This window comes from Rhodohalobacter sp. SW132 (assembly GCF_003390325.1).
Classification (GTDB): domain Bacteria; phylum Bacteroidota; class Rhodothermia; order Balneolales; family Balneolaceae; genus SW132.
This window is the reverse complement of record NZ_QUOK01000004.1, coordinates 195,782-208,358: the sequence shown is the minus strand read 5'-3', so window position 1 is coordinate 208,358 and position 12,577 is coordinate 195,782. Positions and strand designations below refer to the sequence as shown.

The window sequence follows — 12,577 nt, the reverse complement described above, 5'->3', positions numbered from 1 at the left end:
AACTACACGTAGTTTATTGCGGGTTGATTGCATTATGCGTGCGATTAATAAAACCTCCTATACTAAAGTCATTTGTAGATTTGATTGGAGCATTTCTGAAAATGGAACCTAACCTACTTACATGTTTAACAATAAAACAATACTATTTTCCAGTGCAGTAGCTGCTCTTGCCGGCTTTCTGTTTGGGTTTGATACAATTGTAATTTCCGGCGCGGATCGTCCGATTCAGAATTTATGGGAAATGTCGGATCTGTTTCACGGTACATTTATCATGTCGATGGCACTGTGGGGAACGGTGATCGGTGCACTGTTTGGAGGCATTCCCTGTGATCGTTTCGGCCGGCGGAAAACGCTATTTTGGATTGGTGTTTTATACCTGGTTTCCGCACTTGGATCGGCTTTCGCAACAGATCCATATATCTTCTCAATCTCACGATTTATTGGCGGACTGGGGGTCGGAGCTTCATCCGTAGCTGCACCTGTATATATTTCCGAAATCACTCCTGCAGCCAACAGGGGAAAGCTTGTTGCTCTGTATCAATTTAATATTGTGTTCGGAATATTGATCGCATACATCTCAAATTACCTCATTGGAACTATTTTTGATGATCAGGCATGGCGCTGGATGCTGGGTGTGGAGGCAATTCCCGCCACGATTTACCTGCTGCTCGTGATGGGTGTGCCGGAAAGTCCGCGGTGGCTTGTACTCAAAAGAAACCGGGTGAAGGAGGCTAAGTCGCTTCTTGAAAAACTGAATCCCAAGGAAGATATCGACCGCCTGATTCTTCAGATCAAAAAATCGGTTTCTAAAACAGCGGGATCATCCGTTTTCTTCTCGAAAAGATTTCGGTTCCCGATTACCCTCGCGTTTTTGCTCGCATTTTTCAACCAGCTGTCCGGTATCAATTTTGTACTCTATTATGCACCGCGAATCTTTGAACAGGCCGGTGTGGAAGCAGGAGATGTACTTGGAGCTTCGGTTTCGCTTGGAGTTGTGAACCTGCTGTTTACACTGCTCGGGATGTATTTGATCGACAGGGCAGGCAGAAAATCTCTGATGTACATCGGATCTTTTGGATACATCGCGTCACTTGCCGGTGTGTCGTGGGCCTTTTTTACCGGGGCTGAGGGTACCGTCGTTGTGATATTTGTATGTGCATTTATTGCCTCACACGCCATAGGGCAGGGCGCTGTGATTTGGGTGTTTATCTCTGAAATATTTCCAAATGCAGTGCGCGATTACGGAATGTCACTCGGATCGGGAACACATTGGGTGTTCGCAGCAATTATCACACTGATCACACCAACGGTGTTAAGTGCATTCTCCGGCACCCAGATTTTTGCATTCTTCTCGTTCATGATGGTGCTTCAGTTGCTGTTTGTATGGAAAATCATGCCCGAGACGAAGAATATTACACTTGAAGAGATGGAAGTTAAGCTGGGAATAAATGTTGAAGAGCTTAAAGAAGTCATTGATGAGAATGATATTCGCTCAGAGAAAGAATGATTCGGTTTGATCACTTAGGATGAATAATCGTGGCAATTTAGTGAACGATTTTCTTAAGCAAGCTTTTATGCTCTTGAATAGAGATTGTATATTCAGAGGGGTGTTCATCGGTTTTTTCACAGAGCTGATGGACATCCCCCTTCCGAAGGGTTCCTTTTGGGGCAATCCCCCTTTTCTAAAGGATATGAGAAAATAATGTATCAATACTTATTGAGAATTATAAAATTCACCACGAAGCCACGAGAACTCGAAGATTCACGAAGTAGATTTGTCTGATTCTTTTAAACTTCGTGTATCTTCGTGACTTTATGCCTTCGTGGCAAAAATAAATGGCTTATATAATTGATTGTGTTTTTTTTTACAGCCTCTCTAAGGGGGAACATAATTCAAGAATTGAACTGAGGTTATGAGCATTCAGGAAAGGAAAAAAGATCATGTGGATTTATGTGTGAACGAAGATGTGAACTATTCCGGGTCCGCCGGTTTTGAACAGTATCAGTTTCGCCACAACGCATTGCCGGAGTTAAACCTCGAAGATATTTCAACGGAAACATCACTTCTTGGCCGGTCATTTTCATTTCCGCTTTTTCTCTCTTCTATGACAGGCGGCTACACCGATGCCGGACAAATTAACGCGCAGATCGCAAGATTTTGCGAAAAAAATAATCTCCCGTTTGGTGTGGGCAGTCAGCGCGCACTGCTCGATCATCCTGAAGAAATAAATAGTTTTTCAGTGGTTCGGAATGAGGCTCCCACCGCTTTTATTGCTGCCAATATTGGAGGTGCACAAATTGCCGGCGGGTTGACAGACGATCAGCTTGAAGTTCTCATCGAGTCAATACAGGCCGATGCTATTATCGTGCATCTGAATCCGCTGCAGGAACTTGTTCAGCCTGAAGGAGACCGCGCGTTCAGGGGAATCGAATCGGGAATTCGAAAATTGGTTATCGATGCCGATCTGCCAATTATTGTCAAAGAAACAGGAGCCGGAATTACAGGTGAAGTGGCCAGGAGACTGCTTGCTGCAGGTGTTTCGGTGATTGATGTTGCGGGATCCGGCGGAACAAGCTGGGCAAAGGTTGAAAACCTGCGAAAAGCGGATCGTACTGAAACGGACTTCCTGAACGACTGGGGAATGCCCACAACAAAATGCCTGGAAGAGGTGGCTCTATTGAGAGAAGAGTTTCGTTTTGAGCTGATTTCATCCGGCGGGCTGCGCACGGCATCAGATATCATGAAGTCGTTTGCTCTTGGCGCGAATTTTACTGCAATGGCCGGCCCTGTGATCCGGGCCCTGGTGAATGGCGGAGAAGATGAGCTCCAGAAATTTTTAAACCGGCTGAAAGAGCAATTAAAGCAAATCTGCCTGTTGCTGGGGCGGCGGGCACCGGCTCAATGCAGCCACAGGGATTTGATAAAAAAATAGGTTGATCCAATACCAAATTTGTATATTTGCCACTTGAAATTCTTCTTAGCGTCATAATTACGGCTAAGTTGAGACTGCATTTTTAAACCACATCTGGAAGTTTTTTTGAAGTTTTTATCACACTATCTCCATAGCGTAGAAGAGGCTCTGCAAAAGCTGGATATTCCTGAATCACCTGCATCTCTTTATCAGCCGCAAGTTTATATGATACAGAACGGAGGGAAACGCCTTCGTCCGATTTTGACACTCATGGGGTGCGGTCTTTGCGGAACGAAAAGAACGAAAGCAATGCCGGCAGCACTTGCCGTTGAATTACTTCATAATTTTACGCTGATTCATGATGATATAATGGACCAGGCCGACTTCAGGAGAGGGGAGCAGGCAATTCACAAAAAATGGAGTCCTTCAGTTGCTATTCTTGCAGGCGACAGCATGTATACACGCTCGATGCTTTTACTAAACCGTCTTGATGAAGATGTGGATTACCGAAAAGTTGTGAACCTGTTTCTGGAAGGCATCCATAAAGTTTGTGAGGGACAGGCACTGGATATGGAATTTGAAACGAGAGAAAGCGTGTCCTTAAATGAGTACATGGAAATGATCCGTGGTAAAACGGCTGCACTTCTTGAGGCATCACTTCAAATGGGGGGGGTAGTTGCCGGGTGTTCTCGTGATGAACTGCATTTACTTCAAACGATTGGCTCCAATCTTGGCCAGGCCTTTCAGATACAGGATGATCTGCTTGATGTAACCGCTGATCCCGATAAGTTCGGAAAACGCGTAGCTGGTGATATCTATGAGTGTAAAAAAACATATTTAATGATACTTGCCATGGAGCGCTGCAATAAAGAGCAGAAAAAATGGTTAATGGAGTGTCTGAAAAACAAACCAATGGCAGCATCTGATGTTCAGCAGGTGATCGAACTTTACAAAACACACGGTGTAATAGATTCTGCTAATCAGACAATTGAACAGATGTATAGTACTGCAATCAAATCTGTAGAAAGATTTGGTGAAACAGAAGATAAGCGAGATCTTATAAAATTGATTACAACTTTAAAGAAACGGGATTATTAAATCATTTATGCGCACATTAATTATTATTTTAGTTGCAGCATTTGCACTTGTCTCCTGCCGTAGTCAGGATCTTATCCGTCCGGGCGATACTCTTGATGTGGCTTTCGAAAAGGCGAAATCTCAATATGACCAGGAAAACTGGTCAACAGCTGCCCGCGCTTTTGAAACCGTGGTTTCTATCGGGCGAGGCACAGATGTAGGGCAGGAAGCTCAGTTTTTACTCGCCGAAAGTTATTATAATAACCGGCAATACCTGATAGCAGCATCCGAATACCAAAGGTATACGAGCTTCTACCCGCGTTCTGAACGGCGCGAGCAGGCAGATTTTAAACAGGCTTTGAGTTACTACCAGATGAGCCCCCGTTATAAACTCGACCAAACCTATACACGGCAGGCAATCGATCGATTCCGACTCTTCAATTCGCGATACCCTGATTCAGAACTTGTTGCGGAGGCTTCCGGGTACATTGAAGAAATGCGCGAGAAGCTGGCCAGAAAACAGTATGAAGCGGCAAATTTTTATATGAGAACCAATCGGTACCAGGCCGCAATTGTGTATCACGACATTGTAATTGATTCCTATCCCGAGACAGTATGGGCAGAACGATCGCTGGTAGATCAAATCGAAGCCTACATAATTTATGCAGATAACAGCGTTCAGGCCCGGCAAAAAGAGCGTTACGAAGAGGCAGTGGCAAGTTATGAAACGTATCTGCAGCTGTTTCCACGTGGTGAAAACCGAAGTCGTGCCGAAAGCCTTTATGATCGCGCCACCCGTGAAATTGAACGGATTGCGGGACGTCAGTCATCACCATCATCCTCCGATGAATCTGTAGCTCAGAATGAATGATGGAGCGTGGGCTTAGAATCGGCCTGTTTGGAGGTGCTTTTGATCCGGTTCATAATGGACATATCAAAGTGGCCGGTTCATTCCTCAGCAGCAATTTGATCGATGAGCTCCATCTTTTACCCACCGCTTCACCGCCGCACAAAGAACTTCCAAACAAAACATCATTCCACCACCGAAGTAAAATGCTTCGTCTTGCGTTTTCCGGAATGGACCGGGTGATCGTTAACGGTATAGAAAACAACCTTTCTCAGCCATCTTACAGTTTGCAGACCATTGAACATCTGCAAACAAGGTATCCCTCAAATACCTATTTTCTCTGTATTGGTGAAGATAATCTTACATCGTTTCACAAATGGCATAAGTACAGGGAAATACTGGATCGTGTGATTCTGCTGGTAGCGGCACGTCCCGGTTTCGAAAGCCATCAACAAGATTCTGAGATACTTGAAAACGCTGTTTTTGTAGATCATGAGGAGATTGAGATTTCCTCAACCGATATCCGTTCAGCTGATGATCCGGTTTCTTTTGAAGGTGAGATTCCGGACGCGGTGCTTGATTATATCCGAAAGCATAAACTCTATTCTGACCGGTAAGATCGTTATGAAAAGAACAGATTTTTTAAAATCACTGGGTGGTATCACGGTTGCTCCATGGGCGGTTGGCAGTAAACTGACGGGCACCGGAGTACTTCGGAAGCCAAAAAGACTGCAGCCGGGAGATTTGATTGGATTAACTGCACCCGCCGGAATTGTCTTTAATGATGATGATTACACCCGAATGGTACAGGTTCTGACTGATTTTGGTTTTCGAACAAAATTCGGGTCAAACGTTAGGAATCGCCATGGTTACCTTGCGGGAACGGACCGTGAGCGTGCTGAAAACCTAAACCAGATGTTCGTGGATCCCGAAATTGATGGAATTATGGCGGTCAGGGGAGGGTGGGGATGCTCCCGAATTTTACCATACCTTGACTTTAAAGCCATCGCCCGGAACCCAAAAGTCTACTGCGGCTTTAGTGATAATACGACGCTCCATCATGCATTTATGTCATACTGCGGATTTACCACATTTCACGGCCCAAATGGCAATTCCGACTGGACAGATCTGACCAAAGAGAGTTTTGAGTCGGTGATTATGAAAGGGGAGGAAAGCCGGTATCAATCGAAAAGCGATGTCCGTACCCTGCAGGCGGGGAGTGCGCAGGGTCGGCTGATCGGAGGGAACTTAACCATTCTGACCACCACTTTAGGTACATCTTACCAGCCCGATTTCAGGGATGCAATCCTCTTTGTTGAAGATATCGGAGAAAGAACGTATAAAATTGACCGGATGCTGGCTCATTTAAAACAGGCGGGTGCACTCAATAAAATTTCCGGGTTTATCTTCGGCAAATGCACGGATTGTTCAGCAGGGCCGAATCCTACATTCTCACTGGCTGAAGTGATTGAAAAATACATCAAACCGCTGAATATACCGGCTATGATGAACGCAGATATTGGTCATGAAGAGGATAATTTCACAATTCCGGCTGGCGGGATTGCAGAACTTGATGCGGGCAGCGGTGAGTTTTGGCTGAAAGAATCTTCTGTGATTTAATCTATTAGTGGTTTAATTCCCCGATCCTCTGGGTCGGAAAAATTGATGCCCTCCTTCGAAAGGCTGTGAGAATTTACACTCTCATTCGTTGGCATTATTTATTTTTTAAGGTGTCAAAGCTTTTATTGAAGCTCCCCTCCATATCAAGTCCCGTCAGGGCGCGATAGGGAGGGGACGGGGGAGGGTCAGAAAGTCTGGGAGCTGTGAGAATGGCAAAAACCTTAATTAATTTAAGTGCATTTTCTTAGGTGTAAACTAAACCTATTTCTCGAAATTTTTCTTCTCCTTTTTAAAATCCTCATCACTCAATAATCCCTGCTGCCACAATCCCGTCAGGTAATCCAGTTTGTCGAGTGTTCCGGGAGGGGGAGGTTCAATTTTCTTCTCTTCAACTTTGTTTAACGATTCAATCCGTTTCTTTTCGGCATAAATTGCTTTTGAGATGGAATCGCTGATCGCTTCCGGGTTGTTCTGTCCGAGCAGCGTAATTGTGCGTGATCCGGTGTTCAGTACGATATCCCCGATACCAAACTTTTGATCTACCCAGTTTTGCTCAACATCAAGGTTTTTAATGTTGATGAGGTCTACGGTTTGAGAAACACCTTCACCAATAGCCGTTATTTGCCGATCCGTTACCGTATAACGATAACTTTTCTTCTTCTGATGAACTTTCCAAAGAACGATAATCCCGATTCCAAAGAGCGGAATCAGAAGAACACCAAAAAAGTATCCCCAGAACCAGCGTTTCCAGTCAGGTTTCAGATCGATAGATTTTGACATAGGTGAATTACGTTTCTGATTTTTTGTTTTTCTTCTTTTCGCGGACCGGAATCCATGGAGTCTCTTCAACACCCTGGTGTTTGTTTTCGTAGCGTGCGAGCACAAAAAGAAGATCAGAAAGCCGGTTCAGATAAATAATTACACTCTCCGGAATTGCTTCATTTTGTGAGAGTTCAACCGATTCCCGCTCCGCCCTTCTGCAAACTGTGCGGGCCAAATGGAGGGTAGAACCGGCACCGCTCCCGCCGGGAAGAATAAATGATTTCAGTGGTTCGAGATCTGTTTCAAGAGTATCAATCCACTCTTCCATCTGTTTTACTTCCTGCTCTCCCACTTCATTTATCTTTGAGTTTTCGGGGTTGGGCGTCGCCAGCATTGCGCCTACAACAAAAAGATCATGCTGTACCTGGTTTAAAATTTCTTTTCCAATTTTGGAAATAGAGTAGGAGAGAACCATTCCAAGGGTTGAGTTGAGTTCATCAACCGTTCCGTAGGCGTGGATACGAATATTGTTTTTTTTGGTTTTTGAACCCCCGAAGAGCGCTGTATCCCCGGTATCTCCTTTTCTGGTATAAATTTTCATGAGTTGGTATAAAATTCAGTGGTTGTGCTGTAAAATGATTTTACTACCGATTTGTGTAGTGTCAAGAATGATCGATCCTAATTAAGTCATCGGATGAGTTGCCCATAAATCATAATTTGATCCGATATTACTTAATATTTCATAAAAAACTCATCCGATGACTACAAGAATCAAAACAGTGACACTTTCATAGTAAAGTAAAAACAACGATGCAGATAAAATAATTTGAACGCGATTATCGTGAATCAAAAATATGGAATGACGATTTGATTCGCTCAACGCTGATTAAGAGGTGAGAAATGGATTGAAGTCGTGTTTCTAAACCTTTTGATTCGGCTTCAGGACATTCCAGTACCAGTTTCACATGTTCTCCATATGCTGAATCGATTTCAAACAGGGTGAACGTGTGTTTTAGTTTATCAATCAGCGATTGCTGATCGTAGCTGTAAACAATCTCAAACTGCTCCGTTGGAGTGATTCTATGGCATTGAGCTTTCGAAATGGCTAAATCTGTAGCCGATGAGTAGGCGTCGATCAGACCGCTTTTGCCAAGTTTGGTGCCGCCATAATATCGGACAACCACGCAAATAACATTCACAAGTTCAGCCAATTTGAGCGAATTTAAAATAGGTGCACCCGCCGTACCCGATGGTTCTCCATCATCCTGATTATATTCGATGCAATCGGCCGGATTTACACGATATGCGTAGCAGTGATGTGTTGCCGTGGGGTGCTCCTCCCTGATCGATTCCACATACAGATCTGCAGATGATATTTGGTTGCATGGAGATAGAAAGGCGATAAATTTTGAACCTTTTACTTTAAAATCGGTTTGATACGCTTTGGTAATCGAGTATTGCTTCATAAAATTTTGTTAGTTCGCTTCATAATTATACATGCAATTTTTGGATATACAACAATGCCTGATTAGAACCGCTTCTTCCTTGCCTTTTAACATAAATAAGGTGAATTTATAGTCTTGAAAACGGAACCAAACTACGTAGTGGACTGTTTACTTTTTTCGATCCAAGATAAGCTGCGTTTACTAAAATCTGAAGACATCATATGCCGTCACTATTACAAGCCGCCCAATCCCAGGTAGGCCGAAAAATCCTGACCGGATTAACCGGGCTATTTCTTGTTCTTTTCATCATTTTTCACCTCGGAGGCAACCTCGCAATATTTGGAGAACCGGACGCAATGAACCGTTACTCCATGGTACTTCACAATTTTGGGCCGCTGCTCTGGTTTGCCCGAATTGGTCTGGTTGTGGTTTTTGCTATTCACACCTGGATTGGCATCTCCATCTGGCTGCAGAAACGCAAGGCACGTCCGAAAAACTACGAGGTTTACAGCAGTAAAGGCGGACCCAGCCGTCAAAGTCTGAGCTCCCGCAGCATGGCGTTTACCGGAGTAGTTCTGCTCATATTTGTCTTTTTTCACATCAATACTTTCGCTCTTGGCGATACGGGTACCGTTATGATTGACGGACAGCAGACTCATGATATCAAATCGCTTGTGATCGAAACCTTTCAGAACCCATTTTACGCTTTTGGGTATGCGTTTGTGATGTTGTTGCTTGGCACACATCTCGGGCACGGTATCTGGAGTGCTTTCACATCGCTTACAGTTCGCAGTCAAAAAGCATCTGCAATCATCTATTCCGTTGGAGCCGTGTTCGCTGTCGTCCTGGCGGTCGGTTTCCTCTTTATACCGCTCTATATTTATTTTGGCGGTGGTTGTGAAGCAGCACTTATACAGTGCCGGTAACTCATTTTAATCGATAAAGACTCAGCAATTATGAAATTAGAATCTAACGTACCCTCAGGTCCTCTCGAAGAAAAGTGGAACAAACACCTGAAAGATATCAAGCTTGTATCTCCGAATAACAAGCGAAAGTTTAAAGTTATCGTTGTGGGAACCGGCCTTGCAGGTGCATCTGCCGCATCAAGCCTTGCTGAACTCGGCTACCAGGTATCAACGTTTTGTATTCAGGATTCGGCGCGCCGTGCCCATAGTATCGCGGCACAGGGCGGTATCAATGCTGCAAAGAATTACCCGAATGATGGTGACAGTGTCTGGCGTCTTTTTTACGACACCATTAAAGGCGGAGATTACAGAAGCCGTGAGGCAAATGTGTATCGTCTGGCTCAAAATTCAAATCATATTATCGACCAGGCGGTTGCCCAAGGTGTTCCTTTTGCCCGTGAATATGGTGGATTGCTTGATAACCGGTCTTTCGGTGGTGCGCAGGTGTCCAGAACCTTTTATGCCCGAGGGCAGACCGGTCAGCAGCTTCTGCTTGGTGCATACCAGTCGATGATGAAAGAGGTTCATGCCGGAAAGATCAAAAATTACCCCCGCCATGAAATGCTTGACCTGGTAGTGGCTGACGGAAAGGCGCGGGGAATTATCACACGCGATCTAGTGGATGGCTCTATTAACAAGTTTCAGGCGGATGCGGTTGTTCTCTGTACAGGTGGATATGGAAATGTTTTCTATCTCTCAACGAACGCAAAGAACTCGAACGTAACAGCCGCATGGCGTTGTCATAAACGCGGTGCTGCGTTTGCGAATCCGTGCTTTGTACAAATTCACCCAACGTGTATTCCGGTGAGCGGGGACTATCAGTCCAAACTGACCCTGATGAGTGAGAGTTTGAGAAATGACGGCCGTGTTTGGGTGCCGCGCGATCCCAAGGATACCCGCAAACCGAACGCGATTCCAGAAGAGGATCGATACTACTACCTGGAAGAAAAATATCCAAGTTTTGGAAATCTGGTGCCACGGGATGTTGCATCACGGAATGCTAAATTAGTGACAGACGAGGGATTGGGAGTCGGCGATTCCGGGCTTGCCGTGTATCTCGACTTCCGCGATGCCATCAAACGGGAAGGGCGTGATGCTATCGCCGCAAAATATGGCAACCTGTTTGATATGTACCAGAATATCACGGATGACAATCCGTATGAAACCCCGATGAGAATTTTCCCAGCCGTTCATTATACCATGGGCGGCCTTTGGGTGGATTACAACCTGATGAGCAATATTCCCGGCCTTTTTGTAGCCGGAGAGGCGAACTTCAGCGATCATGGGGCAAACCGTCTCGGTGCCAGTGCACTCATGCAAGGTCTTTCAGACGGTTATTTCATCGTGCCGTACACGATTGGGAATTATCTTGCAGATGCTGATCTTTCAAAAATTGATACAGATCATATCTCATTTAAAGAGGCGGCAGAAACCTCCTCAAAACAGCTCGATAGACTACTCTCCATAAACGGTGACAAAACCGTAATTGAGTTCCACCGTGAACTCGGAAAGATTATGTGGGATAAAGTTGGGATCAACCGAAGCAAAGAGGGCCTGGAAGAGGCTGTGAAACAGATCCGTACACTTCGTGATGAGTTTAATCAAAACGTTCGTGTGCCGGGTGAGTCAACGTACTACAACAAATACCTGGAATTTGCCCTTCGTGTGGCCGATTACTTCGAACTGGCTGAACTGATGGCACTCGATGCGCTCGACAGAGACGAATCATGCGGATGCCACCTTCGCGAGGAATACCAGTCTGCGGAGGGGGAAGCGATCCGGAATGATGAAGATTTCTCATATGTATCGGCATGGGAGTATCATGGCGTAAACGGTAAACTTGAAACCACCCTCCACAAAGAGGATCTCAATTTTGAGTTTGTGGAACTGAAACAACGAAGTTACAAATAAGGAATATTATGAGTGAAATGACGATTAACCTTAAGATATGGCGCCAGGAAAATGCGAAAGCAAAGGGCCGGTTTCAGGACTACAAACTGAACGGTGTGAGCGAGCATATGTCGTTCCTGGAGATGCTCGATGTACTGAACGAAAACCTGATTAAAGAAGGGAAAGAACCGGTTGAGTTTGATTATGACTGCCGCGAGGGAATCTGTGGTTCCTGCAACCTTGTGATCAACGGGCGGGCGCACGGGCCCAAGCACCTGACGGCTGTCTGTCAGCTTCATATGAGGAATTACAGCGATGGCGATACCATCGTAATCGAACCACCCCGCGCAGAAGCATTTCCTGTTATCAAAGATCTTGTTGTAGACCGTTCTGCTTTTGATCGCATTATTGAAGCGGGCGGCTATGTTTCGATTAAAACAGGTGCTGCACCTGAAGCGAACTTAATTCCGGTTGAGAAAGATACAGCCGAAGCAGCGTTTGACTATGCTACCTGCATCGGGTGCGGTGCATGTGTTGCGGCTTGCCCGAACTCGTCGGCATCTCTCTTTACAGGAGCAAAACTTGCACACCTGAACAGCCTGCCTCAGGGCCAGCCTGAGCGTAACAGACGCTCTGTTGCCATGGTTGAGCAGATGGAGAAGGAAGGATTCGGAGATTGTTCCAATCATGCTGAATGTGAAGCAGTGTGTCCGGTAGGTATCAGCATTTCTGCCATCGCGGAAATGCGTCGTGGATACATGAAAGCAGTCGTTTGATCTGAATCCGATTTTCAATCAAAAATCTGTAAAAATTATAAAGGCGTGGATATAACTCTATCCGCGCCTTTTTTTTGTTTAAACTATAAACCTGAGTTCTATTCTAAAATGAGAACCTAAAAGGTCCCCCTTAGAAAAGGGGGATTGCCCCAAAGGGATCCCTTCGGGAAGGGGGATGTTCATCATAGTGTGGCAAAAACCGATGGACACCCCTCTAAATCTCCCCTTGTTAGGGGAGACTTGATACTGAATAAATGAAATAGGTTATTAATCGAATTAAGGT

Annotated in this window: 12 protein-coding genes; 9 read left to right on the top strand and 3 right to left on the bottom strand. The window is 45.1% G+C overall.

Features of this window, described 5'->3' with window-relative positions:
• Positions 1 to 121 precede the first annotated feature (121 nt).
• The 6 genes from DYD21_RS09935 (at position 122) to DYD21_RS09910 (ending at position 6,456) form a co-directional block, all read left to right on the top strand.
• Positions 122 to 1,507, top strand: coding sequence for a sugar porter family MFS transporter (locus DYD21_RS09935; protein ID WP_116035970.1), 1,386 nt, complete (start codon positions 122 to 124; stop codon positions 1,505 to 1,507).
• 406 nt (positions 1,508 to 1,913) lie between these two features.
• Positions 1,914 to 2,933, top strand: coding sequence for a type 2 isopentenyl-diphosphate Delta-isomerase (fni, locus tag DYD21_RS09930; protein WP_116035968.1), 1,020 nt, complete (start codon positions 1,914 to 1,916; stop codon positions 2,931 to 2,933).
• 105 nt (positions 2,934 to 3,038) lie between these two features.
• Entirely contained in the window at positions 3,039 to 4,010 is a 972-nt protein-coding gene (locus DYD21_RS09925) for a polyprenyl synthetase family protein (RefSeq protein ID WP_116035965.1), read from the top strand.
• Between the two features lie 7 nt (positions 4,011 to 4,017).
• Positions 4,018 to 4,860, top strand: coding sequence for an outer membrane protein assembly factor BamD (locus DYD21_RS09920; protein ID WP_116035963.1), 843 nt, complete (start codon positions 4,018 to 4,020; stop codon positions 4,858 to 4,860).
• Positions 4,857 to 5,453 carry a nicotinate (nicotinamide) nucleotide adenylyltransferase gene (gene nadD / locus DYD21_RS09915; RefSeq protein ID WP_116035960.1) on the top strand — a complete coding sequence of 199 codons (597 nt, stop codon included), beginning with the start codon at positions 4,857 to 4,859 and terminating at the stop codon, positions 5,451 to 5,453. The genes DYD21_RS09920 and nadD overlap by 4 nt, the downstream gene beginning before the upstream one ends.
• Before the next feature lie 7 nt (positions 5,454 to 5,460).
• Positions 5,461 to 6,456 carry an LD-carboxypeptidase gene (locus DYD21_RS09910; protein ID WP_158551497.1) on the top strand — a complete coding sequence of 332 codons (996 nt, stop codon included), beginning with the start codon at positions 5,461 to 5,463 and terminating at the stop codon, positions 6,454 to 6,456.
• Positions 6,457 to 6,717: 261 nt separating this feature from the next.
• On the opposite strand, the gene DYD21_RS09905 is transcribed toward DYD21_RS09910, so the two are convergent.
• The 3 genes from DYD21_RS09905 to DYD21_RS09895 form a co-directional block, all read right to left on the bottom strand.
• Entirely contained in the window at positions 6,718 to 7,236 is a 519-nt protein-coding gene (locus DYD21_RS09905) for a PH domain-containing protein (protein ID WP_116035955.1), read from the bottom strand.
• A 7-nt stretch (positions 7,237 to 7,243) separates the two neighbouring features.
• Positions 7,244 to 7,819 (bottom strand): cob(I)yrinic acid a,c-diamide adenosyltransferase, encoded by a 576-nt coding sequence (locus tag DYD21_RS09900; protein WP_116035952.1) that lies wholly within the window; start codon positions 7,817 to 7,819, stop codon positions 7,244 to 7,246.
• Positions 7,820 to 8,054: 235 nt separating this feature from the next.
• Positions 8,055 to 8,684, bottom strand: a complete 630-nt coding sequence (locus DYD21_RS09895; RefSeq protein ID WP_116035950.1) for a YigZ family protein — start codon at positions 8,682 to 8,684, stop codon at positions 8,055 to 8,057.
• Between the two features lie 200 nt (positions 8,685 to 8,884).
• Between DYD21_RS09895 and DYD21_RS09890 the strand changes: the two genes are divergently transcribed.
• From DYD21_RS09890 to DYD21_RS09880, 3 genes are read left to right on the top strand one after another with little or no spacing between them, the layout of a single operon-like run.
• Positions 8,885 to 9,589 (top strand): succinate dehydrogenase cytochrome b subunit, encoded by a 705-nt coding sequence (locus DYD21_RS09890; protein WP_116035947.1) that lies wholly within the window; start codon positions 8,885 to 8,887, stop codon positions 9,587 to 9,589.
• 30 nt (positions 9,590 to 9,619) lie between these two features.
• On the top strand, positions 9,620 to 11,539 hold the full coding sequence (locus tag DYD21_RS09885; protein ID WP_116035944.1) for a fumarate reductase/succinate dehydrogenase flavoprotein subunit: 1,920 nt from the start codon (positions 9,620 to 9,622) through the stop codon (positions 11,537 to 11,539).
• Positions 11,540 to 11,556: 17 nt separating this feature from the next.
• On the top strand, positions 11,557 to 12,294 hold the full coding sequence (locus DYD21_RS09880) for a succinate dehydrogenase/fumarate reductase iron-sulfur subunit (RefSeq protein WP_116036344.1): 738 nt from the start codon (positions 11,557 to 11,559) through the stop codon (positions 12,292 to 12,294).
• Positions 12,295 to 12,577: the final 283 nt, after the last annotated feature.

What these genes read in the sequence shown, in the direction of transcription:
- DYD21_RS09880 (WP_116036344.1), top strand. Translation starts at nt 11,557, where the DNA reads ATGACGATTAACCTTAAGATATGGCGCCAGGAAAATGCGAAAGCAAAG.
- DYD21_RS09910 (WP_158551497.1), top strand. Translation starts at nt 5,461, where the DNA reads ATGAAAAGAACAGATTTTTTAAAATCACTGGGTGGTATCACGGTTGCT.
- DYD21_RS09920 (WP_116035963.1), top strand. Translation starts at nt 4,018, where the DNA reads ATGCGCACATTAATTATTATTTTAGTTGCAGCATTTGCACTTGTCTCC.
- nadD (WP_116035960.1), top strand. Translation starts at nt 4,857, where the DNA reads ATGATGGAGCGTGGGCTTAGAATCGGCCTGTTTGGAGGTGCTTTTGAT.
- DYD21_RS09885 (WP_116035944.1), top strand. Translation starts at nt 9,620, where the DNA reads ATGAAATTAGAATCTAACGTACCCTCAGGTCCTCTCGAAGAAAAGTGG.
- DYD21_RS09900 (WP_116035952.1), bottom strand. Translation starts at nt 7,819, where the DNA reads ATGAAAATTTATACCAGAAAAGGAGATACCGGGGATACAGCGCTCTTC.
- DYD21_RS09890 (WP_116035947.1), top strand. Translation starts at nt 8,885, where the DNA reads ATGCCGTCACTATTACAAGCCGCCCAATCCCAGGTAGGCCGAAAAATC.
- DYD21_RS09935 (WP_116035970.1), top strand. Translation starts at nt 122, where the DNA reads ATGTTTAACAATAAAACAATACTATTTTCCAGTGCAGTAGCTGCTCTT.
- fni (WP_116035968.1), top strand. Translation starts at nt 1,914, where the DNA reads ATGAGCATTCAGGAAAGGAAAAAAGATCATGTGGATTTATGTGTGAAC.
- DYD21_RS09895 (WP_116035950.1), bottom strand. Translation starts at nt 8,684, where the DNA reads ATGAAGCAATACTCGATTACCAAAGCGTATCAAACCGATTTTAAAGTA.
- DYD21_RS09905 (WP_116035955.1), bottom strand. Translation starts at nt 7,236, where the DNA reads ATGTCAAAATCTATCGATCTGAAACCTGACTGGAAACGCTGGTTCTGG.